Annotated in this window: 21 protein-coding genes; 15 read left to right on the top strand and 6 right to left on the bottom strand. The window is 69.4% G+C overall.

The genetic code is table 11. The annotated features are described in order from the left end of the window. Positions 1–170 precede the first annotated feature (170 nt). A complete protein-coding gene (locus tag ABAZ39_RS07790; protein WP_307832859.1) occupies positions 171–1,907 on the top strand; it encodes a type I secretion system permease/ATPase in 1,737 nt (578 codons plus the stop codon). Between the two features lie 55 nt (positions 1,908–1,962). Continuing rightward, complete coding sequence (locus tag ABAZ39_RS07785) at positions 1,963–3,324, top strand: HlyD family type I secretion periplasmic adaptor subunit (RefSeq protein WP_038528234.1); 1,362 nt, start codon at positions 1,963–1,965, stop codon at positions 3,322–3,324. 105 nt (positions 3,325–3,429) lie between these two features. Here the strand turns inward: ABAZ39_RS07785 and ABAZ39_RS07780 are convergent, their stop codons facing one another. Both ABAZ39_RS07780 and ABAZ39_RS07775 read right to left on the bottom strand, forming a co-directional pair. Then, positions 3,430–3,954, bottom strand: a complete 525-nt coding sequence (locus ABAZ39_RS07780; RefSeq protein ID WP_081863038.1) for a response regulator — start codon at positions 3,952–3,954, stop codon at positions 3,430–3,432. Positions 3,955–4,125: 171 nt separating this feature from the next. Beyond that, a complete protein-coding gene (locus ABAZ39_RS07775; RefSeq protein WP_038530971.1) occupies positions 4,126–4,854 on the bottom strand; it encodes a hypothetical protein in 729 nt (242 codons plus the stop codon). A 276-nt stretch (positions 4,855–5,130) separates the two neighbouring features. Here ABAZ39_RS07775 and ABAZ39_RS07770 point away from each other — a divergent pair, with 276 nt between their 5' ends. After that, positions 5,131–6,540 (top strand): hypothetical protein, encoded by a 1,410-nt coding sequence (locus ABAZ39_RS07770; protein WP_247881552.1) that lies wholly within the window; start codon positions 5,131–5,133, stop codon positions 6,538–6,540. Between the two features lie 100 nt (positions 6,541–6,640). Here the strand turns inward: ABAZ39_RS07770 and ABAZ39_RS07765 are convergent, their stop codons facing one another. Then, positions 6,641–7,420: an alpha/beta fold hydrolase gene (locus ABAZ39_RS07765; protein ID WP_038528229.1), complete on the bottom strand. Its 780-nt coding sequence runs from the start codon at positions 7,418–7,420 to the stop codon at positions 6,641–6,643. 171 nt (positions 7,421–7,591) lie between these two features. Here ABAZ39_RS07765 and murJ point away from each other — a divergent pair, with 171 nt between their 5' ends. Further along, positions 7,592–9,142 carry a murein biosynthesis integral membrane protein MurJ gene (gene murJ, locus ABAZ39_RS07760; protein ID WP_038528226.1) on the top strand — a complete coding sequence of 517 codons (1,551 nt, stop codon included), beginning with the start codon at positions 7,592–7,594 and terminating at the stop codon, positions 9,140–9,142. Between the two features lie 3 nt (positions 9,143–9,145). Here the strand turns inward: murJ and ABAZ39_RS07755 are convergent, their stop codons facing one another. Continuing rightward, on the bottom strand, positions 9,146–9,988 hold the full coding sequence (locus tag ABAZ39_RS07755) for a sulfurtransferase (protein WP_038528222.1): 843 nt from the start codon (positions 9,986–9,988) through the stop codon (positions 9,146–9,148). A 194-nt stretch (positions 9,989–10,182) separates the two neighbouring features. Between ABAZ39_RS07755 and fliN the strand changes: the two genes are divergently transcribed. Then, the gene (fliN, locus tag ABAZ39_RS07750) at positions 10,183–10,485 is read left to right on the top strand and encodes a flagellar motor switch protein FliN (RefSeq protein ID WP_014240218.1); all 303 of its coding nucleotides are present in this window, start codon (positions 10,183–10,185) and stop codon (positions 10,483–10,485) included. Positions 10,486–10,597: 112 nt separating this feature from the next. Here fliN and ABAZ39_RS07745 read toward each other — a convergent pair whose 3' ends face one another. Next, positions 10,598–10,879: a DUF2312 domain-containing protein gene (locus tag ABAZ39_RS07745; RefSeq protein WP_063922628.1), complete on the bottom strand. Its 282-nt coding sequence runs from the start codon at positions 10,877–10,879 to the stop codon at positions 10,598–10,600. A 187-nt stretch (positions 10,880–11,066) separates the two neighbouring features. Between ABAZ39_RS07745 and ABAZ39_RS07740 the strand changes: the two genes are divergently transcribed. Together ABAZ39_RS07740 and ABAZ39_RS07735 are read left to right on the top strand one after the other, a co-directional pair. Next, positions 11,067–12,299: a diaminopropionate ammonia-lyase gene (locus ABAZ39_RS07740; RefSeq protein ID WP_038528219.1), complete on the top strand. Its 1,233-nt coding sequence runs from the start codon at positions 11,067–11,069 to the stop codon at positions 12,297–12,299. Positions 12,300–12,424: 125 nt separating this feature from the next. Then, positions 12,425–13,606 carry an aminotransferase gene (locus ABAZ39_RS07735; protein ID WP_038528217.1) on the top strand — a complete coding sequence of 394 codons (1,182 nt, stop codon included), beginning with the start codon at positions 12,425–12,427 and terminating at the stop codon, positions 13,604–13,606. Positions 13,607–13,612: 6 nt separating this feature from the next. On the opposite strand, the gene ABAZ39_RS07730 is transcribed toward ABAZ39_RS07735, so the two are convergent. Then, positions 13,613–14,278 carry an ATP-dependent Clp protease proteolytic subunit gene (locus ABAZ39_RS07730; RefSeq protein ID WP_014240222.1) on the bottom strand — a complete coding sequence of 222 codons (666 nt, stop codon included), beginning with the start codon at positions 14,276–14,278 and terminating at the stop codon, positions 13,613–13,615. A 251-nt stretch (positions 14,279–14,529) separates the two neighbouring features. Between ABAZ39_RS07730 and ABAZ39_RS07725 the strand changes: the two genes are divergently transcribed. The 8 genes from ABAZ39_RS07725 to ABAZ39_RS07690 all read left to right on the top strand — a co-directional run bounded on the left by ABAZ39_RS07725 (position 14,530) and on the right by ABAZ39_RS07690 (position 25,673). Further along, the gene (locus tag ABAZ39_RS07725; protein WP_144243477.1) at positions 14,530–15,285 is read left to right on the top strand and encodes a CE1 family esterase; all 756 of its coding nucleotides are present in this window, start codon (positions 14,530–14,532) and stop codon (positions 15,283–15,285) included. Positions 15,286–15,387: 102 nt separating this feature from the next. Continuing rightward, positions 15,388–16,242, top strand: a complete 855-nt coding sequence (locus tag ABAZ39_RS07720) for an ABC transporter ATP-binding protein (RefSeq protein WP_051657870.1) — start codon at positions 15,388–15,390, stop codon at positions 16,240–16,242. Between the two features lie 24 nt (positions 16,243–16,266). Continuing rightward, on the top strand, positions 16,267–17,076 hold the full coding sequence (locus ABAZ39_RS07715) for an ABC transporter permease (RefSeq protein WP_014240225.1): 810 nt from the start codon (positions 16,267–16,269) through the stop codon (positions 17,074–17,076). A gap of 33 nt (positions 17,077–17,109) precedes the next feature. Further along, positions 17,110–18,129, top strand: a complete 1,020-nt coding sequence (locus ABAZ39_RS07710; protein WP_038528212.1) for an ABC transporter substrate-binding protein — start codon at positions 17,110–17,112, stop codon at positions 18,127–18,129. Between the two features lie 249 nt (positions 18,130–18,378). Continuing rightward, complete coding sequence (locus ABAZ39_RS07705; RefSeq protein ID WP_038528209.1) at positions 18,379–18,810, top strand: ArsC/Spx/MgsR family protein; 432 nt, start codon at positions 18,379–18,381, stop codon at positions 18,808–18,810. A gap of 51 nt (positions 18,811–18,861) precedes the next feature. Further along, positions 18,862–20,937 (top strand): ATP-binding protein, encoded by a 2,076-nt coding sequence (locus tag ABAZ39_RS07700; protein ID WP_051657869.1) that lies wholly within the window; start codon positions 18,862–18,864, stop codon positions 20,935–20,937. A 13-nt stretch (positions 20,938–20,950) separates the two neighbouring features. Continuing rightward, positions 20,951–22,903 carry a response regulator gene (locus ABAZ39_RS33940; protein WP_051657868.1) on the top strand — a complete coding sequence of 651 codons (1,953 nt, stop codon included), beginning with the start codon at positions 20,951–20,953 and terminating at the stop codon, positions 22,901–22,903. Between the two features lie 145 nt (positions 22,904–23,048). Beyond that, complete coding sequence (locus ABAZ39_RS07690; RefSeq protein WP_247881551.1) at positions 23,049–25,673, top strand: hybrid sensor histidine kinase/response regulator; 2,625 nt, start codon at positions 23,049–23,051, stop codon at positions 25,671–25,673. Positions 25,674–25,684 lie beyond the last annotated feature (11 nt).

Here is a 25,684-nt window from a genome sequence, read left to right as displayed (position 1 = left end):
GGAGGTCCTTCACATGAGGCGCCGTCAGCGTCTGCGCAAAGGGGGTGGTTTTCAGTGGCATTCCTGTGATGTCCCTCAATCTTCAGATTTCATTTACCAAAAACGCGCCAACTGACCTCGCCTGCATCCAGTGGGCACTGCCGCAAACGGTGACAATTGGAGGGCTGTAAATGCCTCGCCTGTTTTCTCGCGGGTCTGAAAAGACCAATAAAGATATGGCTCACGGGGGACGTTACTTCACCCGGGTACTCGTTGGTGCATTTGTCTTCAGCGCCACCATCAATCTCCTGATGTTGGCGATGCCGCTTTATTCCCTTCAGGTCTTTAGCCGGGCTATTCCGTCCGGCAACATCGATACGCTGGTCATGCTGACCGTCATCGTCGTCCTGGCCCTGACGCTGAGCGCCGCCATGGAAACGGTGCGGGCGCGCATCCTGGCCCGCGCGGGCAACGCGCTGGAGGTCGCCTGGCGCCGCCGGCTGACCGCCGACGTGCTGGACGCCTCGGGCCGCGGCCGTCCGGACACCGCCCCGGTCAGCGACCTCATGGAGGTCAAGGGCGCGATGAGCCGCCCGTCGCTGCCGGCCCTGATGGACCTGCCCTGGGTGCCCCTGTACGTCATCGGCATCTACCTGATCCACCCGCTGCTCGCCGTGATCCTGGTCGCCGCGATGGTCATCATGACGGCGCTGGGGTATCTGAGCAACTGGGCGGTGCGCCACTTCGCCGAGGACAGCAAGGCCCCGGCCAGCCGCTCGCAGCGCCTGTTCGACTCCCTGCTGTCGCGGTCGGAGACGGTGCGCGGCCTGCGCATGGGGCCGAGCGCGCTGGACGCCGTGGCCCGCGACGCCATGACCACCTCCGCCCTGCAGGGCCGCTCGACCGAGCGCGCCGCCGCCATCGGCGCCTTCACCAAGTGGGTCCGCATGGTCATCCAGATCGCGGTGACCGGTGTCGGCGCCCTGCTGGTGATCGAGCAGCACCTGTCCTTCGGCGGCATGATCGCCACCTCCATGCTGGTCGGCCGCGCCCTCGCCCCGGTGGAGCAGAGCGCCGGCGCCTGGGGCCAGATCCAGAAGTCCTACCAAGCCTTCCGCCGCCTGTTCCCGCTGCTGAAGCGCCTGTCGCTCGAGCCGGAGCGCCCGATGATCCCGGTGGAGCGCGAGCGCCTGACCGTCGAGAACCTGCTGTTCGTCTCCCCCCGCGACCAGAAGCCGATCCTGCGCAGCGTCACGCTGGCGGTGGAGCCGGGCCAGACGGTGTGCATCGCCGGTCCCAACCGCTCCGGCAAGTCCGTCCTGGCCCGTCTGCTGGCCGGTGTGGCGATGCCGTCGGCGGGCACCGTGCGGCTGGGCGGTCTGGCCGTCGCCTCGCTGAACCCGGAAACCCCGGAGCAGGGCATCGGTTACATGTCGCAGGGCGCCGATCTGCTGCCCGGCACCATCGCCGAGAACATCGCCCGCTTCACCGAGACGACGCGGGAGAAGGTCGAGGACGCCGCCAAGCGCGCCGGCATCCACGCCTGGGTCGAGAGCCTGCCCGGCGGCTATGAGACCGAGGTGACCGACCCGCTGTTCCCGATCACCGGCGCCTCGGCCCGCCTGATCGCCCTGGCCCGCGCCGGCTACGGCCGCCCCTCGCTGATGGTTCTCGACGAGCCGTCGGCCGGCATGGACGAGATCGGCCACAAGGCGGTGCGCGAGTTCATCGTCGAGGCCAGGAACCGCGGCGTCACCACCATCGTGCTGACCCATTCCCCGGCCTTCGTCGATATCTCCGACAAGACCTTCGTTCTGAAGAACGGCATGGCGGTGGAACTGCCGCAACGCCAGCAGGAGCAGCAGGGTCCGAACTGGAGCCGCCTGCGCAACATCGGCCCGGCGCCGGTGCAGAGCGCCGCCGGCTGACGCCGGAACCTCCAGACCAGTACCCAGCACTTCCGGCGATCAAGGACCGATTGTTATGACCGACACCACCATGAACACCTACAAGACGAAGACCATGACGTCGATCGGCGCGCTGCGCGCGCTGGTTCCCGACACCCGGGTCAGCGGGCTTCTGGCCGGCGGCTTCATGGTGCTGGCGGTGGGCTTCGGCGGGATGACCGCCTGGGCCGCGCTCGCCCCGCTTCACAGCGCCGTCATGGCCTCCGGCGCTCTGGCCCCGGAGACCGGCCGCAAGATCGTGAAGCACACCGAGACTGCCCAGATCGAGGAGATTCTCGTCAAGGAAGGCGACACGGTGAAGGCCGGTCAGGTCCTGATGCGGCTCGACAGCACTGAGGCGGCGACCCGGCTCCAGGTGCTCAGCACCTCCTGGCTGGAAACCCAGGCGCTGGAAGCGCGCCTGACCGCCGAGCTGTTCGAGCAGCCCGCCATCGAGTGGCCGGAGGAGCTGCTGCGCCGCCGAGGCAGCGACCGCACGGTGGAAAAGCTGATGGGCAACCAGGAGACCCTGTTCCAGGTCCGCCGCAACCAGCTCGACACCGAGGCCAAGCTGACCAAGGAGCGCGTCGCCACGCTGCGCGAGGAGGGCAAGAGCCTTCAGGAGCAGCGCAAGTTCCTGGCCCGCGAGATCCAGCTCATCGAGGACGATCTGCGCATCACCCAGGGTCTGCTGTCCCGCGGCAACGCCACCCGCACCAAGCTGGTCGAGCAGCAGAAGGAGGAGGCGCAGCTCAAGGGCCGCGACCGCGAGCTGGAGGCCCGCATCGCCCAGGCCAACCAGGCCGCCGTGGACGCCGAGGGCGAGCTTCTGCGCCGCCGCAACGACTTCCGCGAGAAGGTGCTGGTCGACCTGGAGAAGTCCCGCGGCGACGTCATCCGCCTCGCCGAGCAGATCCGCGACGCCGCCAACCGACTGGAAACCCGTGCCATAAAGGCCCCGGACGCCGGGACCGTCGTGATGCACAGCCATTGGGCGGCCGGCGGCACGATCACCGCGAACGAGCCGATCCTGGACATCATCCCGGACGACCGCGCCCTGCTGGCCGAGGTGAAGGTCCAGCCGAAGGACATCAAGTCGCTGACCGTCGATCTGCCGGTGAAGGTGCAGCTGACCGCCTATGACAGCCGCGTCGTCGGCTCGCTGGACGGCACGGTGACCTACGTCTCGGCCGACCGCGTGATGGACCCGATCACCCGTCAGGAATCCTACATTGCGCGGATCAAGCTGAAGGACAGCGACTCCCATCAGGTCCACAACCTGACGATCAAGCCGGGCATGCCGGTGGAGGCGCGCATCCTGCTGTCCGCCCGCACCCCGCTCGACTATCTGGTGCAGCCGCTGTCGCACTCCTACGTGAAGGCGTTCATTCAGGAGTAATGAGCCAAGCGTAAGGGGCGTCACGCTCCGCGATGGTCCGGAAAAGGAAAGGGCGGCTTCCCACGGGGGAGGCCGCCCTTCCTTGTTTGGCGAAGCGGGATGGTGTCAGCCGCGCGGGCCGTGCAGGCGCCGCGCCGCGAGGTCCAGCGCCAGTTTCAGCTGGGCGAGCGAATAGGGCTTGTTGACCACGCCCAGCGGGTAGGTCTCGGTGATGCGGGCCATGATCGCGTGGTTGGCGTAGCCGGACAGGAAAATGGAGCGGATGCCGTAGTTGGCGCGCAGGCGCCGCGCCGCCTCGATCCCGTCGCCGCCGGCCAGCCGCACGTCCATCAGCGCCACGTCGGGACGCTCGCGCCCGGCGATGGCCACCGCCTCCTCCTCGGTGCGGGCGGTGCCGCAGACGATGTGGCCGAGATCCATGGCGGCCATCCCCACCGCCTCGGCGGCCAGGGACTCGTCCTCCACGATCAGCAACCGCAGCGGACGGATCGCCGCCGGGGTGTCGCGCCGGGTGGAGTCGTTCGGGCCGGCCTGGACGGCCGGACCGCAGCGGTGCCGCCATTCCAGGCGGGACGACGGTCGTGCCCCGGACGCCGGTCGTGCCAGCGTGTCCACATCATCCCGTGCCATGACCACCCCCATGCGTCGCCGCAGGTGTTATTGGTAAAGATTCATTTACCAAATAAAGTGGTAGCCACACCCATTTCGGAGTTCAAGGAAAATCGGTGTGACGTGGGTGCGTTCGGACGAGGTGCGACCTTCCCGCAACAATGTGGCTCGATAGAATCAGGGGTGCGCAGGTCAGCGCTTGGGGCGGCTCAGCCAGTCCACATTCCCGCTGCGGGGAGCGGCGCCGTTGGTCCCCGTACCGCCTTTGCGTCCGGACAGGGGCGAAAGCCAGGAGGGAGCCGGAGCCGCATCGGGGGCGGAGTCCGGTGCCGCAGGGCGCTGCGGCGCCGGGGCGGGTGCGCGCGGGACGAAGGGCGACAGAACGGGCGCCGGTGACGGAGGCGTTGAGGGCGCGGGCGGATCGTCGCGCGGCGGCTCGGCGAAGGAAGGGGCCGGCTCGCTGGACGGCGGCGGAGCGTAGGTCTGCGGTGCCGTCTGCGGTGCGGGGGGCGGCACCGCCGGAGCTGCGGCGGATGGCTGGGCGGACGGCTGGGCGCGCGGTTCGGCGACGGCCCGCGTGGGGCGGTCGTCATCGTCCACCGGGCCGGTCTGGGTGTTGATGCGCCGGGCATCGTCGCGGATGGTCAGCAGGGTGGACACGGCGAACTGGAGCAGCGGCGCCATCGTCTCGGAGTTCGCCAACTCCTCCGCCGTCAGCGCGGCGAAGCGCTGGCGCACCTGCTCCACCGCGTCCTCGATGCTGTCGCGCAAGGCGCCGGTGTCCTGGAGGACGCGCTCCAGATCCTCCCGAAGGGCTGAAATCTCGCAGGCTTGGCGCAGCTCGTGGAAGCCGATGGGGGTCCCCGGCGTCCGGCCGGAGTCGGCGGTCCGCTGATCCTGCGATCGGAAATCATAGGGCATCTTCGCCAAACGCCGGGCCCTATCCTGCAATCCTGATGGAGACCAAGGAAGGTTGCCGTGTCACAGGTTTAATGCGGTTGAACATGGTTGGAAACCGTTTGCGCACCCCAATCGCTTGTACTATTTTTTCCGCACCGGGGGGAACGGAATCCTGCGGTATCACAAATCCTACCCACCCCTCCCCAGAACCACGCATGCCGGGTACTCACGGTGTCGATTGATCGCGCGGAACTGGAACGGCTTCTTGCCGATCGTCCGACAGGAAACCGCTCGGCCATGCAGGCCGTCCGCGAAAGCTACGCCGACATCGGCCTGATGCGCGAGCGCGGCCTGTCTTGGGCGGAAATCTCCGACGTACTGGCGAAGCTGGGCGTCACCGCCCGCGACAACCAGCCGATCTCGCCCGTCACCCTGCGCTCCGCCTTCTTCCTCGTGGGGAACGAGGAACGTGACGGCGGCGCCGACGGGGAGGAGGACGGCGGCACGACTCCTCGCGAAACGCTGGATGCGGTGCACCGCGCCGCCCTCGCCGCGGGACAGCCGGACGACGCCGAGGATGCGGCGCCCGAACCGGAGATGCCCGAGCCGGAGATGCCCGAGCCGGACATGGCAGATGGCGCGACCGACGATCCGCCGGAAGCCGCCGTGCCGGAACCCGCTTCTGAGCCGGAGCTGGTCCCCGTTTCGGAACCGGCCGCCGTGGTGCCTGCCGATCCCCCGGAGGAATCGACTCCGGCCCCGGTTCCGGAGGCTGCTCCAATTCAGGCTCCGATTTCCCCGGCCCCGACTCCCAAGGCGTCGACCCTCAAGGCCCCGGCCGCTCACGCTTCAACACCTCAAGATTTGACAACGAACAGACTCTGGAAAGGCGATCGCATGCTGGGCACCATCTTCGTTCTCAACGACCGCGGTGGCGTCGGCAAGACGCTGCTGTCTCATCACCTGATGGCCACCGCCATGCTCGAAGGCCTTCAGCTCAAGGTCGTCGAATATGAGGTGAACGAGCGCCTGAACCGCCTGTTCGGTCCGGAAGTGGTGGAGCACCGCCGCATCACCCAGGACTTCATGAACATGATGGGCTCGGGCGACGGCTTCTACGAATTCTGGGACCAGATCGGTCCGGAGCTGCAGCGCGGCGGCCGCCTCTACGACTTCGGCGGCAACATCTCCCAGTGGTTCTTCAACTGGGCCGAGGTGTCGGGCTTCGACTACTACGTCGGCGAGGGCGAGCGGTTGACCTTCATGGTGCCGGTCACCGTCGATCTGGCCTCGCTGTCCACCGGCATGAACACGCTGGAGCGCATCGCCACCATCGCCCCGAAGGCCAAGCGCGTCCTGGTCGAGAACGGCTTCTCCGGCCCGTTCTCGCAGCTCGACGACAGCCAGTACGCCCGCCGCAAGGCGGAGATGGTGGAGCGCGAGGGCGTGGAGGTCATCTCCATGGCGCCCTGCACGGCCCCGGCCTGGGCGCGCCTGACCGGCCACCGCATCGACGAGGTGGCGCAGATGACCCGCGAGGATCTGGTGAAGCTGGGCATGACCCCGCCGGTCGCCTCCCGCTCGCTGATCATCATCCACGAGTGGCTGCGCACGATGCGGCAGGCGCTGTCGCCCTACCTGCGCGACGCCTTCAACCAGTCCGCCGGCCCGGCCGCCAAGACCGGCGCCCGTCAGGGCGCGCTCTAAGAGAATTGCCGCCAGGGCGCGCTCTGACAGGACCGCGCATCGCCAGCATGTGAGAACGGGGGCCTTCGCGGCCCCCGTTTCTTTTTGCCGTCAGGCCGATTCAGGCGAAGGTTTCAACCAAAGCCGCGAACTCCTGCGGGCGTTCGGCGTGCAGCCAGTGGCCGGCGCCCTCGATCATCTCGATGGCGGCCTTGGGGAAGTGGCGGCGGATGGCGGCGTGGTTTTCCGGCACGATGTAGTCGGACCGGGTTCCGCCGATGAACAGGGTGGGGCCGTCGTACCGGGCGTCGCCCAGATCCGGGAAGCCGATCAGGTCGGTCATGCGGGCGCCGATGGCGTCGAGGTTGATCCGCCAGTGAAACGACCCCTGCTCCAGAACGAGATTCTGCAGCAGGAAGGAACGCAAGGGGGCTTCCGGCACCGCGTCCACAAGCTGCGCCTCGACCTCCGAGCGGCGGGTGCAGCCTTCCAGCTTGGCCTGTTTCATGGCCGCCACGAAGGGGGCGTGGGTGTGGGTGTAGGCGACCGGCGCGATGTCGGCCACGGCGAGACGCTCCACCCGGTCGGGATGGTTGAGCGCCAGAGTCATCGCCACCTTGCCGCCCATGGAATGGCCGACCACCGACGCCCGCGCGAAACCGCGGTCGTCGAGGAAGCGCAGAACGTCCGCGGCCATCGCCGGGTAGGTCATCTCGTCCGACCAGGGGGCGCCGCCGTGGTTGCGCAGATCCAGGGCATAGACCCGGTGCCGCTCAGCGAAGCGCTTCGCCAGGGTCTGCCAGTTGCGCGCCGACCCGAACAGGCCGTGCAGGACCAGCAGGGGGGTGCCGCCGTTCGCTTCGCCGGCTTCCAGATAGGTGAGGGGAAGACCCTGGGGCATGGACGTTCCGCTTGTCTGAAGGTGGGGGATGGGACAATGGGTGGGCGGCGATCCTAGCAGACCGTTTCCGCCCGCCGCCTTCAAATTCCACACGGGCCGGCATGCCGAAAGGGGTGACGCGGGCGGGGAAAACGCTAGGATGGCGCCGCCCATCAGAGGACCCATACCACCGTGCTCCGCAACATCCTGTCCGTCGGCGGGCTGACGCTGGTCAGCCGCGTCCTTGGCTTTCTGCGCGACGTTCTGACCGCAGCGCTGCTCGGCGCCGGGCCGGTGGCCGACGCCTTCTTCGTGGCGTTCCGGCTGCCCAACCATTTCCGCGCCCTGTTCGCCGAGGGGGCCTTCAACTCCGCCTTCGTGCCGCTGTTCTCCGCCAAGCTGGTGCAGGACGGGCAGGCCGCCGCCAAGCGCTTCGCCGAGGAGGTGATGAGCTTGCTGCTGGTGGTGCAGCTTCTGTTCCTGGCCGGCATCCTGGCGATCATGCCGCAGTTCATGACGGTCTTCGCGCCGGGCTTCTCCGACGAGCCGGAGAAGTTCCGGCTGGCCGTGCTGTTCACCAGCATCACCTTTCCGTACCTGCTGTTCATCTCGCTGGAATCGCTGCTGGCCGGCGTTCTCAACAGCATGGGGCGGTTCGGGGCGGCGGCGGCGGCGCCGATCCTGCTCAACCTGTGCCTGATTGCGGCGATGGTGCTGGCCGCGCCGCTGATGCCCACGGTGGGCCACGCCCTGTCCTGGGGCGTTTTCGCCGCCGGGCTGGCGCAGTTCCTGTACCTGTACTGGGAGGCCAGCCGGGCCGGGATGGGGCTGCGTCTGGCCCTGCCGCGCCTGACGCCCGACGTGAAGCGGTTCCTGACGGTGCTGGGGCCGGCGGCGCTGGGGTCCGGCCTGACGCAGATCAACCTGTTCGTCGACACGCTGATCGCCTCGCTGCTGCCCACCGGGGCGGTGTCCTACCTGTATTACGCGGACCGGCTGAACCAGTTGCCGCTGGGCGTCATCGGGATCGCGGTGGGCACCGTTCTGCTTCCGGAAATGGCCCGGCGCATCAAGGGCGGGGACGAGCCCGGCGCGGTGGAGAGCCAGAACCGGGCGGTGGAGCTGTCGCTGGTGCTGACCCTGCCGGCCGCCGCCGCCTTCCTGGTCGCCGGCCTGCCCATCGTGTCGGTGCTGTTCCAGCACGGCGCCTTCGGCCCGACCGACGCCGCGCAGTCCGCCGCGACCCTGCAGGCCTACGCGCTGGGTCTGCCGGCCTTCGTGGTGATCCGCAGCCTGGTCAACGGCTTCTACGCCCGGCACGACACGGCGACCCCGGTGCGGGTGGCGCTGGCCGCGACGGCGGTCAACGTGGCGTTGAAGCTGGCGCTGATGGGGCCGCTGGCCCAGGTCGGCCTGGCGGTGGCGACCTCCGTCGCCGCCTGGGTCAACGCAGGGCTGCTGGCGTGGCTGCTGACCCGGCGCGGGCTGTTCAAGGCCGATGCCCGGTTGCTGCGCAACCTGCCGCGCATGGCCATCGCGGCGCTCGCCATGGGCGGCACGCTGTGGCTGGTGCAGACCCAGCTCTCGTCCTGGCTGACCGCCCATGGCCTGTTCGAGCGTCTGGGCGGGCTGGTGTTGCTGGGCCTTGCCGGCCTGCTGGTCTACGCGGTGCTGGCGGTCGCGCTGGGCCTGCTGCGCCGGTCGGACCTCGGGCGGTTCCGCCGGCGCCGCAAGAGCGTTTGAGGACTACGCCGCCGGCCCGTTCTTGACGGGACGAGACGGGTCGGCGGTCCATTCCGACATCGACCCGTCATAGAGGCGGACCCCGTCGATCCCCGCCACCTCGCTCAGCGCGAACCAGGACACCGAGGCGAGGTGGCCGGTGTTGCAGAAGGTGATCGTCGACTTGCCCGTCCCGGCCTGATCCGCCAGCGCCTTTACCGCGTCGGCGGGGAGGAAGCGCTTCTCGGTGGCGGAGTAGAAGGCGCCGTTCTCGATCAGCACCGCCCCCGGCAGCGTGCCCGGAACGCGGGCCTGCGGGCTCTTGGCCTTGCCCTCGAACTGCTCGGCGGAGCGGGCGTCCAGCAGCGGGACGGAGCCGCCGGCCACCGCCGTCGCGACCACGGGCAGGGGGGCACGCAAGTCCTCGCGGGGGGCCGCGGTGAAGGTGGCGGCGGGGCGGGTGGCGGCGGCCGTGACGACGGGATGGCCGGCGTCGCTCCAGGCGGCGAAGCCGCCGTCCAGCACCGACACGCGGTCATGGCCCAGCGTCTTGAACGTCCAATAGACGCGTGTCGCGTTCCCCATGTCGGCGGCGCTCAGGCCGCTGGCAACCAGAACGACGTGGTCGCCGTTCCGAATCCCCAATCCGCCGATCAGCCTTTCCAGAACGGCGGTGTCGGGCAGCAGGCCCGGAACGCCGTCCACCGTCGCTCGCCAGCCGGCCTTGGCGTAGTCGGAATGGATCGAACCGGGGATGAAGCCGCCCGCCGGCGGCGTGCGCACGTCCAGAACCACGAGGTCGGGGCGGTCGAGGGCGCCCTTCAGCCAGGCGCTGTCCACCAGCGGGCGTTGAGAATCGGTCGTCATGGCTCTGCCTTTACGGCTGGTTTCACGTCGGACGGGCAGGGTATCAACACAAGCTGGCGTAGGAAAACCAAATCTACGCTGTTGTTTCCCATCCTTGTCGCAGGCTGTTGCGACGGTCGCCGTTGCTCCGGCGCCCCTGGTGGGGTAACTCTTGTCGGTTGAAGGGTCTTGTGATCCAGGCGAAGGAGTGCGGCATGGCCAACATCGATGATCTGCTGGGCGCCGGCTCGTCCGACGACATGAGCAGCGATGCCTTCGCCATCGGCGACGCGCCGGTCGAGATCAAGGTGGTCATCGGCACCGCCATGCTGCGCGTCCGCGACCTTCTGAAGCTTGGCCGCGGCGCCGTCGTGGAACTGGACCGGCACTTGAAGGACCCGACCGACGTGTATGTGGAGGGCGTCCTCGTCGCCCGCGGCGAGGTGGTCATCGTGGACGACAAGATCGGCGTCACCCTGACCGACTTCGTGAAATCCAGCCGCGAGTGGAAGCGCTAAGCTTTCGGCGCTTTGATACGTTTTCGCAATGACATGTTCCGGGAGCGAAACGTCATGTTGCGCCCCCGGAACAATCATGATGCGGCTTCGCAACGATCCTTTATTTAAATCGTCACTCGGCCGACTCGGGGACCACGATGTCCAGCGGTGCGCCGGTGGCGTGGGCGTAGAGCATCAGGTCGTTCAGCAACTCGGCCTCCTGCTCGCCGGCGTCCTTGCGGCGGATGGCGACCAGCTTGTCGAGCGCCTTGATGTTGAAGCCGGCGGATTTGACCTCGCTGCGCAGGTCCTTCAGGTCGGCCTTCAGGCCGTCGATCTCGTCCATCAACCGCTCCATGCGGTCGGCGAACTGCTTCAATTGGTCGGCGGCGGTGGTGTTGAAACCGGTCGTCACGACGGAACCATCTCCTTCAGGAACGGGGACCCCGCCGCCTTCGGCGCGCTGGCCGGACCGCGGGGGGAGGCGCTGTTAGCACAGCTCGCGGCGCTTTGTCCGGGGACAACGCGCGTGGCTTGACGCGGCGTGGCCGGCAATGCTTTCGTGGCTGCGGCCGTCCTTGCGGCGCTGGAGAGCGAACACGATGTCCGACCTGCCGCCGCTTGGCACCCCGCGTCTCTTCTCGAATCCGCGCGCCGACACGGACCAGCCCTACGGGCCCGCCGAACGGGCGATCCTGAGCCGCGCCGCCTTCCAGGACGCGATGACGGAGATCGGCGCCTGGCCGGGCTACGCCCCGACCCCGCTGCGCTCGCTGAGCGGGCTGGCCCGTGCCGCCGGCATCGACCGAATCTGGTACAAGGACGAGAGCAGCCGCTTCAACCTGCATAGCTTCAAGGCGCTGGGCGGCGCCTACGCCGTGCTGCGCCTGCTGGTGCGCGAGGTTCAGGCCCGCGTGCCCGGCGTGCCGGTGACCGCGCTGGATATGGTGGTTGGGCGCTACGCCAAGGTGACCCGCGGCATCACGGTGACCACGGCGACCGACGGCAATCATGGTCGCTCCGTCGCCTGGGGGGCGCAGGTGTTCGGCTGCGGCTGCGTCATCTACATTCCCGGCAACTGCTCGCAGGGGCGGCAGCAGGCGATCGAATCCTTCGACGCCCGCGTCGTCCGTGTGGCCGGCAACTACGACGACGCGGTGCGGCAGGCGGCGGCGGACGCGCGGGAGCATGGCCGGCACGTCGTCTCCGACACCTCCTACACCGGCTACATGGACATCCCCCGCGACGTCATGCAGGGCTATACCGTGATGGTGGAGGAGGCGATCGGCCAGCTTCCGGCCAGCGAGCGCCCGACCCACGTCTTCGTGCAGGGCGGGGTGGGGGCCTTGCCCGCCGCCGTCTGCGGCCATCTGTGGGAAAGCTGGGGCCGCCAGCGCCCGCGCTTCGTGGTGGTGGAGCCGCACGCCGCCGACTGCCTGTACCAGAGCGCCGTCAACGGCCGCCCGACACCGTCCAAGGGCGATCTGGAGACGCTGATGGCCGGGCTCGCCTGCGGGGAGGTGTCCCTGCTGGCCTGGGCGATCCTGGAGCGCGGGGCCGACGATTTCCTGACCATCCCCGACGATGCGGCGGTGGCGACCATGCGCCTGCTGGCCGAGGGGCGGCATGGCGGACGGCCCATCGTGGGCGGGGAGTCCGGTGTGGCTGGTCTGGCGGGCCTGCTCTGCGCCGCGGCGGACCCGGCGACCCGCGCCAGCCTGGGCCTCGCCCCGGACGCCCGCGTGCTGGTCTTCGGATCGGAAGGGGCGACCGACCCCGAGGTCTATGAGTCCTTGGTGGGCCGCAAGCCGGACGCGGTGCTGGGCGGCGCCTGACCCCTGCTTGGCCCTGCTGGGCCTGCCATGCGCGTTCCCCTGTTCTGGTCCCTTGCGCGGGCCCGGCGGGGCGGTCCACCATGGCGCCCCATAAAAATCGGACCCCGCAGACTGGACATCAGGGAATGGACCGCAGAGACGTCAACCCGCTCGTCGCCGCCACCGAGGCCCCGCCCATCGCCGAGGCGTGGCGCTGGGTGGAAGGCCGCAGCTTTCCGGCGGACAAGCCGCTGATCGACCTCTGTCAGGCGGTGCCCGGCTACCCGCCCGCCGACGCGCTGACCGCCCATCTGGCCGAGCAGGTGCGGGCGCCGGACACGGCGCGCTACACCGCCATCGACGGCATCCCGCCGCTGACCACCGCGCTGGCCCGGCGCACCGGATCGCTCTATGGCGGCGAGGTGGTGGCGAACGAGGTGCTGATCACCGCGGGCTGCAACCAGGCCTTCGCGGTGGCGGTGATGGGGCTGGCGCGGGCCGGCGACAACGTGATCCTGCCCGCCCCCTGGTACTTCAATCACAAGATGACGCTGGACATGCTGGGCATTGAGGCCCGGTCGCTGGCGTTGCGCGAGGAGAACGGGCTGATCCCCGACCCGGCGGAGGCCGAGCGGCTGATCGACGCCGGCACCCGCGCGCTCGTGCTGATCTCTCCCAACAACCCGACCGGCGCCATCGCTTCGCCCGACGCCATCGCGGCACTGTATGAACTGTGCGAGCGGCGCGGCGTGAAGCTGCTGCTCGACGAGACCTACCGCGACTTCCCGGATTGGGAGGGACGGGCGCCGCATGGGCTGTTCCAACGGCCGGGCTGGCAGCGGACCCTGGTCCAGCTCTACAGCTTCTCCAAGGTTTACAGCCTCGCCGGTTACCGGGTCGGCGCGGTGATCGCCGACGCCGGCCTGCTGTCCCAGGCGCGCAAGGTGATGGATTGCCTCGCCATCTGCGCCCCGCATGTCGGGCAGAAGGCGGCGCTGTTCGGGCTGGAGAACCTGGACGGCTGGGTGGCGGAGAAGCGGGGCGACATCCTGGCCCGCGTCCATGCCTTCCAGTCGGCGATGGAGGCCAGCGGCACCGGCTACCGCATCGCCAGCATCGGGGCCTATTTCGCCTATGTCCGGCATCCCTTCGCCGGCAAGCGCGCCCATGACGTGGCCGAGGGGCTGGCGCGCGATCACAACATCCTGTGCCTGCCCGGTTCCATGTTCGGTCCCGGCCAGGACGATTACCTGCGCTTCGCCTTCGCCAACGTCGACGCGGCGGTCATGCCGGAGATCGCCCGGCGCCTCAAGGAAAGCGAAGCGTAAGGACGCTCAGCGGATCAGGTGGGTGACGATGTTGGCGCCCACCGCCGCCAGATGGTCGGCGTTGTCGCGGTAGTCGAGGCTGCCGGAGAAACCGCCGGCGGCCCGCACCCGCTCGATCCAGGCGGGGGCGGCGCCCAGCGCGACCAGACGCTTCACCATCTGGTCGGTGGAGCGCAGCGTCATGCGGCCGTTCTCGGCCAGACGCGGGGCGTGAACCATGAACTCGGCCGTCGGCGCGGCGTAGCGCGGGTAGCCGGCCAGATAGAGGCCGACGCACATGCTCTCGCAGGACTGCCCGCCGGCCACGCGGGTGGCGACGGCACGCCCCGCCTGCCTTTCCGCCAGCATCAGGTCGATCATGCGGTAGCCCGCGGTGGTGAAGCCGCCGGGGCTCGACAGTTCGACCACCACCGGCTGGCCGGCTGGAACGCTGCGCAGCGCGTCGGAGAAGCGCTGCTCCACGGCCGGGGTGATGATGCCGTCCAGCCGCAGCGTGGTTGAGTCCACCTGATCGACGCGGACCAGCGTGGCGTCGGGAAAGTCGGAGGCGACAGGGGGCGGCACCGGGTTCGGACGGTTCACCGACAGGCTGTCGGCGGTCGCAGCCCCAGACGAGCCGACGGCCAGCAGCAGCCCCAGAACCATCATGCGTGCAGTCGCGCGAACCGGCATCGAAACCTCCTTGCTCTGGGAAGGAGGGTGCCGGGAAATGCTTGCGTGATGGTTAACGCGAAGCCTGTCCGAAAGTGCAACGTCCTTCGCAGCAGGCTGTTTATGGAGGAAGGCGATCGTCTGAGCTGTGAATGGCGAAACAATTTTGCGCATTTTGCGCTGCGACCATGCTGATTCTGTGGGCCTTTCAGGGCTTATCGGCGGAATTGGTTAATAATGTGGCGCCGCAGCAATTATCGCGCGGCTGCGGAGTGCCGGCCCCGGCAACGGTGCCCGACCATGTGGCACTGGACGGCACGGCGCGTGGCATGATCGTGGCCGTGCCGGACGGCTACCGCCCCGACCGTCCGCACAGCCTCGTCGTCGCCTTCCACGGGCGGACCAACAGCAACGCCGAGGTGCGGCGCTACTTCGGCCTGGAAGGGCAGGCGGGGGAGCCGGCGATCATCGTCTATCCTGCCAGCCTGAAGGACGCCCGCGGCTTGAACGTCTGGTCCGATCCCGGCGACCCGCCGGACCGGCTGCGCGATTTCCGTCTGTTCGACGCCGTTCTGGAGAGCATGGCGGCGAGCTATTGCATCGACATGGGCCGGGTGTTCGTCGTCGGCCATTCGCTGGGCGGGTCCTTCGCCAACAGCCTCGCCTGCGCGCGGGGCGGGGTGATCCGCGGGCTGGCCAGCCTCGGCGGCGGCTCCGCGCGGCCCAAGAACTGCGGCGGACCGGTCGCCGCCATGGTCCTGCACAACCCGCGCGACGAGCAGGTGCCGGTCTCCGAAGCCCTGCGCCTGCGCCGGGCACTGCTGGCCCAGGACGGTCTGCCGACGGGCAGCGAGCCCGACGAGCCGCATCGTTTCAACTGCCGGCGCTATGGCGCCGAAGGTGAGGAGAACCCGGTTCTGTGGTGTCCGCTGGCCGACGACCGGACACGCAACGGGCGCTTCTACCCGCATCAATGGCCGCAAGGGGTGGGGGCGGCGATCATGGCCTTCTTCGCGCGGCTGGACTGAGTCTCACCGTCCGCGACAACAATTGTTGGCTGTGCCCATTGCCGAGGCCGCCTCATTCGGCCAAGATGCCGTGAAAACGACCATCAGGGACGGAACGCATTGATGTCAGACAGCGCCGCCGTGGCGGCCGCCCTGCGGACGGAGGGGGCGGACAAGGCCGCGCTCCGCCTGGACGGCGTGACCTGCACCTTTCCATCGCCCGACGGACGCGGGCAGACCTACACGGCGGTCCAGGGCGTGACCCTGTCGGTCGCGGCGGGGGAGTTCGTGTCCATCGTCGGGCCGACCGGCAGCGGCAAATCGACGATCCTGAACGTTGCGGCGGGCCTGCTCGCCCCCAGTGCGGGGCGCGCCCTGACCTTCGGGGAACCGGTCGACGGCATCAATTCGCACGCCGGCTACATGTTCCAGGCCGACGCGCTGATGCCCTGGAAGTCGGCGCTGGAGAATGTGGCCGCCGGGCTGGAGTTCCGCGGTGTGCCGCGGCGCGAGGCGGAGGAGCGGGCGCGCCCCTGGCTGGCCCGCGTCGGGCTGGACCGCTTCGGCGACCGCTACCCCCACCAGCTCTCCGGCGGCATGCGCAAGCGAGTGGCGCTGGCCCAGACGCTGATCGTCGACCCCAAGATCGTGCTGATGGACGAGCCCTTCTCGGCGCTCGACATCCAGACGCGGCAGCTGATGGAGAACGAACTGCTGGACCTGTGGTCGGCCGACCGCAAGTCGGTCATCTTCATCACCCACGACCTGGAGGAGGCCATCTCCATGTCCGACCGGGTGCTGGTGCTGTCCGCCGGCCCCGGCGCCCGGCTGATCGGCGAGTACCGGGTGGACCTGGAGCGTCCGCGCGACGTGGCGGAGATCCGCATGACGCCGCGCTTCCTCGACCTGCACCGGGAAATCTGGGGGCAGCTGCGCGAGGAAGTGCTGAAGGGCTACGCCCAAACCAAACTGAAATGACGTCCAAGCCGACGTGAGGACCCCATGGCCGTGGCCCGTGTGAAACGCCTGCCGAGCCGTCCGGTGATCCTGCTGCTGCAGGTCGCCGTGCTGATCGGTTTCTTCCTGATCTGGCACGTCCTGACCGCGACGAAGATCCTGAGCCCCTTCTTCTTCGGCACGCCGCTGGCGGTGCTGGAGCGCACCTGGAGCGACTTCGCGTCCGGGGTGATCTGGTACCATCTCGGCATCACCCTTCTGGAAACCGCGCTGGCCTTCGTCATCGGGACGGTGGCGGGCATCGCCTTCGGTTTCTGGTTCGCCCGCGCGCCCTTGGTCTCCATCGTCTTCGACCCCTACATCAAGGCGGTCAACGCGCTGCCCCGCGTGGTGCTGGCGCCGATCTTCGCGCTGTGGCTGGGCCTCGGCATCTGGTCGAAGGTGGCGCTGGGGGTGACGCTGGTCTTCTTCATCGTCTTCTTCAACGTCTACCAGGGCGTGAAGGAGGTCAGCCCGGTCGTGCTGGCCAACGCGAAGATGCTGGGGGCGAGCAACCGGCACCTGTTCCGGCACGTCTATCTGCCGTCCGCCCTGTCCTGGGTCTTCTCCAGCCTGCACACCGCGGTCGGCTTCGCCATGGTCGGCGCGGTGGTGGGCGAGTATCTCGGCTCCGCCGCTGGTCTCGGCTACCGCATCCATCAGGCGGAGGGGGTGTTCGACACGGTCGGCGTCTTCTCCGGCATGCTGGTGCTGACGATCTTTGTCGTGGTGATCGACGCCGTGGTGACCGTCATCGAGAAACGCCTTCTGCACTGGCGCCCGCAGGAGGCGCAGACGACCAACGCGCAGGGATGACTGCGCCATAGCAAGAAAACTGGGAGGGAAGCCATGCGTATGAAAAGCGTGATCGCCGCCGCGGCGGTGGTCCTGGCCTTCGGCATCGGCGGGGCGAACGCCCAGCAGGTGGAGAAGAAGGACCTGAAGCTGGCGGTCGGCGGCAAGCCGCTGCTCTATTACCTGCCGCTGACGGTGGCGGAGCGGCTCGGCTACTTCAAGGAGGCCGGGCTGAACGTCGAGATCAACGACTTCGGCGGCGGCGCCAAGAGCCTCCAGGCGCTGGTCGGGGGTTCGGCGGACATCGTGACGGGTGCCTTCGACCACACGGTGCAGATGCAGGCCAAGGGCCAGCCGATCACCGCCGTCGCCCTGCTGGGCCGCTATCCGGGCATCGTTCTGGCCGCGGTCAATAAGGCCGGCACGATCAAGTCGATCAAGGAGCTGAAGGGCAAGAAGATCGGCGTGACCGCCCCCGGCTCCTCGACCAACTTCATGGTCAACTACCTGCTGACCCAGCACGGCATGACGCCGGAGGACGTGTCCTTCATCGGCGTCGGCGGCGGCCCCAGCGCGGTGGCTGCGGTGAAGCGCGGCGAGATCGACGCCATCGCCAACCTCGACCCGGTGATCAGCCAGTTGGAGGCCGACGGCGACGTCACCACCATCGCCGACACTCGGACGGAGAAGGGCACGCTGGACACTTACGGCGGGCCGTACCCGGCGGCGGTGCTCTACACCACGCCGGCCTTCATCAAGGAGAACCCGAAGACCACCCAGGCGCTGGTCGACGTCTTCGTGCGGACGCTGAAGTGGCTGGATCAGGCCAAGACCGAGGACGTCCTGAAGGTCCTGCCGCCGGAATACTTCCTCGGCAACCAGACGCTCTACGCCCAGGCATTCGAGCATTCGAAGCCGACCTATTCGCCCGACGGCCGGTTTTCCCAGGAGGGGGCGGAGGCCGCCTACAAGGTGCTGAAGGCCTTCGACAAGGCCGTGGCCGCGACGGACATCGACCTGTCCAAGACCTACACCAACGCCTACGTCGAGGACTCGCTGAAGCGCATCAAGTGATTTGTTCCCTCTCCCGTCCCGGGAGAGGGTGCCCGCGACAGCGGGCGGGTGAGGGTCGTCCAAGGATGGAGCCGGTGATCCTTGGCGATACCCTCACCCTCCCACCGCTTCGCGGCGGGTCCCTCCCTCTCCCGGGGGCGGGAGAGGGGAGAGGGGAGAGGGGTGCGACATTCCGTCACCGGCACCCCCGGTCTCCGCGCCGGTAGACTGGACCTAATTCGTCCTGTTTCGATGCGGAGCACCAACCCCATGACGGAAGTGATCTTTTACGGCCTGTCCGGCTGCACGGCGAACGCCAAGCAGAAGCTTCAACTCCAGGCCGCCGGCCACACGCTGGTGGAGCGCGATCTGGCCGCCGAGCCGCTGACCGCCGAAACCCTCCGCCCCTTCTTCGAGGATCGTCCGGTCGAGGACTGGTTCAACCGCCGCGCCGCCGCCGTGAAGACCGGCGCCGTGAAGCCCGACGAGCTGGACGAGGAGTCGGCGCTGGCCGCCCTGCTGGCCGACCGCGACCTGATCCGCCGCCCGCTGCTCCAGGTCGGGGTGGACCGCAAGGCCGGATTCGACCCCAACACGCTGCACGCCTGGATCGGCCTGACCGCGTCCGGCGAAAGCTGCGACGACAAGCATTCGCGCGGCGTCTGCGACCACGGCCATCACCATTTCCCGAAGCAGGGCTGAGCGCGGAATCAACTGGCGGGGGGACCGGGCGTAATGGTTGAATGCCGGGTTATGGACCGGCCCGACCAAGAGCTTGCGGAACTCCTCGACACCCTGGGCGCGCGGCTCTCCGCCGCGCCGCCCGGCGCGCTGGCCCATCTGCGGGAGCCGCTGCGGGCGCTGCGCGACCGGCTCGACGCCGTCGTGGAGAGCCCGGCGAGCCGTCACCCAGGCGAGGGCGAGGCGCATTTCCGCGCGCTGCTGTCCGACGCCATCGGCTGCGTGTCCGAAGGCTTCGTGCTGTTCGGCGCCGACGGACGGCTGGTGCTGTGCAACGACCGCTACCGCGCCGCCTACCCGCTGCTGTCCGACCATCTGATCCCTGGCGTCCGTTTCGCCGACCTGCTGCGCGTCGCGGTGGAGCGGGGGGCGGCCGGCGACGATCTGGGCGACCCGTCCGACTGGATCGCCGAGCGGCTGAACCGCCACATCCGCAGCGGGCCGCCGACCGACCACCAGCTTGGGGACGGGCGCTGGTATCGCATCAGCGAGCACGCCACGCGCTTCGGCGGCGTGGTCAAGATCCTCACCGACATCACCGAACTGAAGCGCCACGAGGAGGCGCTGGCCGACAGCGAGGCGCGCTACCGCCGGCTGGTCGAGATGGCGCCCTACGGCATCCTGATCTGGGATGGGCTGCGGCTGCGCTTCGCCAACCGCTCCGCCGCGCTGATTCTGGGCAATGGCGATCCCGATGCGATGCTGCGCATCCCGCTGGTCGAGGCGACGGAGTTCGACGGGGTGCAGCGCCTGTTCGACTGGCTGCCCCCGCCCGGCAGCGGCCTGGAAGCTCCGCCGCCGGTCGAGGCCCGCTTCGTCACCGCGCAGGGCGCCCTGCGCGAGCTTGAGGTCGGCATCCACCCCTTTGCGGTGGAGGGAGAGGCGGCATGGTTCCTCGTCCTCACCGACATCACCGGGCGCAAGCAGGCGGAGCGCGCCATCCAGCAGGCGCAGAAGATGCAGGCCATCGGCCAGCTGGCCGGCGGCATCGCGCACGAGTTCAACAACATGCTGACGGCCATCGGCGGCTTCGCCCAGATGGCCCGTCGGGCTCCGCAGGACCGCTCGCGGGTCGAGCAGTGCCTGACCGAGATCGTCAAGGCGACCGACCGCGCCTCCGGCCTGACCGCCCAGCTTCTCAGCTTCGGGCGGCCCGGCCAGACCGATGCGGCGCGTCCCGTGCGCGTCGGCGCGGTGATCGACGACCTGCGCCGCTTCCTCGGCCCCACGCTGGGCGAGCGCCACCCGTTGCGGATCGAGGGCGCTGGGGGCGGAGCGGTGGTGACCATCGACCCGGCGCTGCTGCACCAGTCGCTGCTCAACCTCGTGCTCAACGCGCGCGACGCCATGCCGGAGGGCGGGCCGATCGCCATCGCGGTGGAGCGGACGGACGATCTCGGAGTCATCATCACCGTTGCCGACACCGGTTGCGGCATTGATCCGGCGGTGATCGACCGCATCTTCGAACCCTTCTTCACCACTAAGGAACCGGGGGCCGGGACCGGGCTGGGGCTGGCGCTCGTCTATTCCACGGTCGCGCGGGCAGGCGGCGACGTCGAGGTGGACACGGAGCTGGGGCGCGGCACCGTCTTCACGCTCCGCTTGCCGACGGAGGACGTCGCAGAACCGCAGGACGCGGACGTCCCCGGCCTGGACGACGCGTTCCTCCTCGACGCGGCGGACGACGAGATGGAGGGGCTGTCGATGGCCGCCACCGTCCTGCTGGTCGAGGACGAGGCGCAGGTGCGCGACTTCATCCGCCTGACGCTGGAGGACATGGGCATGCGGGTGGTCTGCGCCGCCGACGGCACCGAGGCTCTGCGGGCCTACGCCGACCATGGGGGGGCCTTCGACCTGCTGGTGACCGACCTCGTGATGCCGCAGGTCGGCGGGGCGTCGGTGGCGCGCGCGCTGCGCCGGGAGAACCCGGACCTGCCGACCGTCCTGATGTCCGGCTACCCGCCGGAAACCGAAAGCCTGGACGACCTGCTGGCAGACCCGAAATCAGGCGGGCGCCGCATCGTCTTCCTGCGCAAGCCGATCAACCCGGACGAGCTGGCCGACACGATCCACGCGCTGCTGATCTGATGGCGGGGCATCGATGAGCGCCGTGCCGCCGCCTTCCTCCCTTCCGACCGACGGCATTCCCATCGGCGCCTACGACGTCGACGCGCTTCTCGGCGAGCTGAGCGGCGACGCGCCGGAGGAGTCGCCGGAGTCCGCCGTCTGCGTCCGGGTCGAGGAAATCTTCGCTCCCGCCGCGCGATTCCTGATCGCGGAGGAACTGGCGGAGTTCCTGGAGACGCGCGGCATCACCCCCACCGAATTTCTGCACAAGGTGGAGCCGCAGCGCTCCTTCCTCGACTGGCCGCGCCGCGTCCAGGTGCTGGAGCGGGTGGCCCAGCGGCAGGCCCGCCCCGGCCGCCGCTCCCCCGCCATGCGGCTGGAGGAGCTGAAGCGGCTGGAGCAGGAGGTGCTGGCCGTCACCGCCCGGCGCGCCCACAGCGGCACCGCCCTGTCCATCGACGCCAAGCAGTTCGCCGCCACCGTGGCCCAGACCATGGCGCGGACGCCGGGCTTCGCCGGGCGCCACACCATCGATTGCTGGCTGTCCGCCTGGCTGGGGGAAGGGCGCAACCACGAGCTTCGGCTGGTGCGAATCCTCTCGCTCGACGGGGACGGGCTGTCCGGCGAGGGCATCGCCATCCTCGACCAGATCGTCGGGGAAATGCTGGCCAACGGGCTGGTGGTCGAGGCGCTGTTCGGCTGGGCGGACGGGCTGCGCGGCGTGCTCGACGCCATGGCGATGGTCTGGCGGGGTGAGGCGCCGTCCTACCCCGACGCCCCGGCGGTCCTGCACCGCCTGTCCGCCTTCGTCGCCCGCCATCAGGCGCGCGCCGCCCGGCTGGGGCTGGAGGCGGGGGTTCACCACGCCCTGCTGGGGGACACGCCGCTGTCCGGCACCAAGGCGGAGCCGAACAGCGTCGCGGCGGTGCTGGACGAGCTGTCGGCGATCAGCCTCCTCGCCGCGCGCCTGACGGTGAAGGGCGGGGTGATCGGCGGCGAGCGCACGACCCGGCTGATCGACCGGCGGGTGGCGCTGCTGCTGTCCGGCGCGCGGCTGGAGGCGGTGCTGCACGCCAAGAGCCACTACGCCCGCATCGTCGATCTGCTGGCCTTCGAAGGGGCGGTGTCGGGGGAGCGCAGCCGGCGCATGATCGTCGCCCACCTGCGCCGCCACCTGGAGGCCCGCGACTTCACCCAGCGCCTGTTCGAAACGGCCCGCACGCCGCGTGCCCGCATCAAGGCGCTGGCCGACCTGCAACGGCGCGTGGCGCGCTCCACCTTGCCGGACGGCCTGCGCGAGCGCTACGTCCGCATGCTCGACGAGATCCAGAACACCTTCCTGCGCACCAACAAGGTCTTCGCCCGCATCGCCAAGGACCGGCCGCCCCACGTCGACGAGGTCATGGAGTTCGCCAGCCTGCTCGCCGAGGGCGCCTTCACCGAGGGGAAATGCGTGGCGGCGGCGCGCGAGCTGGTCGGGCACCATGTCCGTTCCACCGCCTTCCTGCGCGGCTACCTGGCCCGCTGCAAGGACGCGACGGAGCAGCGGGCCGACCGCTTCGCCCAATTCTTCGCCACGCTGGCCGGCGCCGGCCTGCCGATGCGCGCCATGAACACGCTGCGCGTCCTGCTGGCCGACGACGAGCCGGCCGCCCGCGGCTACGTCGAGATGATCCTGCGCGACCTCGGCATCACCGACCTGACCATCGCCCAGGACGGGCGCGAGGCACTGACCCGATTCGAGGAGCGGCAGGGCGCCTTCGACCTCATCGTCTGCGACTGGAAGATGCCGCGCCTGTCGGGGCTGGAGTTCCTGAAGCTGGTCCGCGCGGTGCGTCCCGACATGCCCTTCCTGATGGTTACCGCACTCGCCACCATCATCGCGGTCGAGGAGGCGATGGCCCACGATGTCACCGCCTACATCGCCAAACCTTTTTCTCCCGAACAGCTCGAAGAGAAGATCCTGGTTCTGGTGAACCGGCGCTGAGCGGTGGAAATCGTATGCTCACGGTAGAATCCGATCGTACGAAGGCGAACAGCGAAACGGGCTGTTAACGGCTCCCCTCCTATTACGGGTCTATGCAGATCGCGCCTTGCGCGGCGGTACACCCATGACGATGGAGCGGGGCTCCGTGGATCTTTCCGGCCGGGGCGGGCTGCCCCCCACCGACACCGACCTCGACGTCCGTGCCGTCCGGCCGGGCAGTGACGCGGCGCCGCGCCGCGGGCCGGGCGGGCTGACCGACCTGCTGTTCCTCATGCTCGGCGCCGCCGGCCTGCTGGCCGTGATGATGCCGGAGGAGGGGCGCGACCGGCTGATGCTGCCGCTCGGCGTGATGACGCTGGCGATGGCGGCGCTGGCCGTGCTGTCGGTGCGCCGCGCCCGCGCCGCGGCGGCAGCCCTGGACCGCTCCGCCCGCCTGCTGCGCGCCGCCAACGAGGAGCTGGCCGCCAGCCGCCAGCGCTTCCGCGACTTCGCCGAGGCCGCGTCCGACTGGTTCTGGGAAAGCGCCCCCGACCACCGCTACACCTACGTGTCCGAACGGCTGCCGGAGCTTCTCGGCGGCGATCCGGCGCCGGTGTTCGGCGATTCGCTGCTCGACCTCGGCGCGCTGGTCGAGGACACCGACACCTGGCTGGACCATCTGGCCGACATCGAGGCCGGGCGGGCCTTCCGCGACCTGGAAATCACGCTGCGCGACGGGGCGGGCGACACCCGTGTCTTCCGCATCAGCGCCCAGCCCTTCACCGACGCGGACGGGCGGTTCGCCGGCTACCGCGGCACCGGCATCGAGACGACCGCGGAGACTCTGGCCCTGGTCGAGGCGCGCTTCATGCAGTCGGTGGTGCACGACGCGCTGTCCAGCATCTCCGAGGGCTTCGTGCTGTTCAGCCCGGACGACCGGCTGATCTTCTGCAACGAGCGCTACCGCAGCGCCTACCCGAATCTGGCCGATGTGCTGGTGCCCGGCACCGCCTTCAAGGACATCCTGCGCGCCGCCGCCGAGCGCGGCGGGTACGAAGGCGACGACCGCGAGATGGCCGACTGGATCGCCGAGCGGATGAAGCGCCACCTGCTGCACACCGATCCGGTGGACGGCCGCCTGTCCGACGGGCGCTGGTATCGCATCAGCGAGCACGCCACCGGCTCCGGCGGCATCGTGAAGATCCTGATGGACATCACCGAGCTGAAGCGGCGCGAGGAGCAGCTCGCCGGCCAGACGGAACGGCTGGAGGCCACCGTCAGCGCGCTCAGCGAGAGCGAGAAGCGCTACCGTCAGCTGGTCGAGCTGGCGCCCTACGGCATCGTCATCTGGGACCGCCGGGCCATCCGCTTCGGCAACGCCGCCGCGGCGTCCATCCTAGGGGTGGGCGGCAGCGGCGGGCTGGAGGGGGTGGACCTCAACCGCTTCATCGTCGAGGCGGAGGCCGTGACGACGCGGCTCGGGATGGGCGCGGAGGGCGACCACCAGCGCGTGGAATGCGCGATCGCCCGCCCGTCGGGCGAGCAGCGCCATGTGGAGATCGGCGCCTTCCCAGCGGTCTACCAGCGGGAGGCGGCGGTTCTCCTGGTGCTGAACGACGTGACCGAGCGCCGCCGTGCGGAGGCGGAGCTTCAGAAGTCGCAGAAGATGGAGGCGGTGGGCCGCATGGCCGGCGGCATCGCCCATGAGTTCAACAACATGCTGACCGCCATCGGCGGTTTCGCCCGGCTGGCCGAGCGGGCGCCGGACGATCCGGCGCGCGTCACCACCTGCGTGCGGGAGATCGCCAAGGCGTCCGACCGGGCGGCCGCGCTGACCGCCCAGCTTCTCGACTTCTCGCGCCGCCGACCGTCGGACGAGACGGAGGTGGTGGCGCTGGCGCCGCTGGTGCGCGACCTGAAGGTCTTCCTGAAGCCGCTGCTGAGCGCCGGCATCGATCTGGACATCCGCATCGGCGACGGGGAAGCGCACGCCGTCGCCAACCCGGTGATGCTGAACCAGGCCATCCTGAACCTCGCCCTCAACGCGCGCGACGCCATGCCGGACGGCGGGCGCCTGACCATCGCGCTGGACAGCGCCCTGCCGGACGCCGGCTTCTTCGGGCGGCACGGCGCGCTGGCGCACGGCCGCTACGCCGTGATCCGCGTCATCGACGAGGGCTGCGGCGTGCCGGAGGCGGTGCGCGACCGCATCTGGGAGCCCTTCTTCACGACCAAGGAGCCGGGCAAGGGCACCGGCCTCGGCCTGTGGATGGTCTACGGCACCGCCCAGCAGGCCGGCGGGGCGGTGGAAATGGAGGCCGGGCCGGACGGGCGTGGCAGCGTCTTCTCCATCCATCTGCCCGCCGTTCCCGCTCCCGCTCAGGCCGGTTCGCTGGCGGACGGGCTGGGGCTGGGCGAGGACGAGGGGGCCGCCATCCTGCTGGTGGACGACGAGGATTCCGTGCGCACCTACGTCCGCTTGGCGCTGGAGGAAGCCGGCTGCACGGTGACGGAGGCGGTGGACGGGCTGGACGCGCTGGAGCGCTGGGACGAATGCGGCGGGCTGTTCGACGCCGTGGTGTCCGACATGTCCATGCCCCGCATGAACGGGCTGGAGCTGAGCCGCGCCCTGGCGGAGCGCAACCCCGATCTGCGCATACTCTTCCTGACCGGCTACGCGTCCCATGAAACGGCGGCGGACATGACGGCACAGCCGGGCCGCCGGATCGTCATGAAGCCAGTGGCCCCGGACCGCCTGATCGAGGCGGTGCGCGGGCTGCTGGCCGAATGAGACGGGGTTAG

Origin of the sequence: Azospirillum argentinense (assembly GCF_000632475.1) — a bacterium.
Classification (GTDB): Bacteria; Pseudomonadota; Alphaproteobacteria; order Azospirillales; family Azospirillaceae; genus Azospirillum; species Azospirillum baldaniorum.
This window is presented reverse-complemented; position numbering and strand designations above follow the sequence as displayed.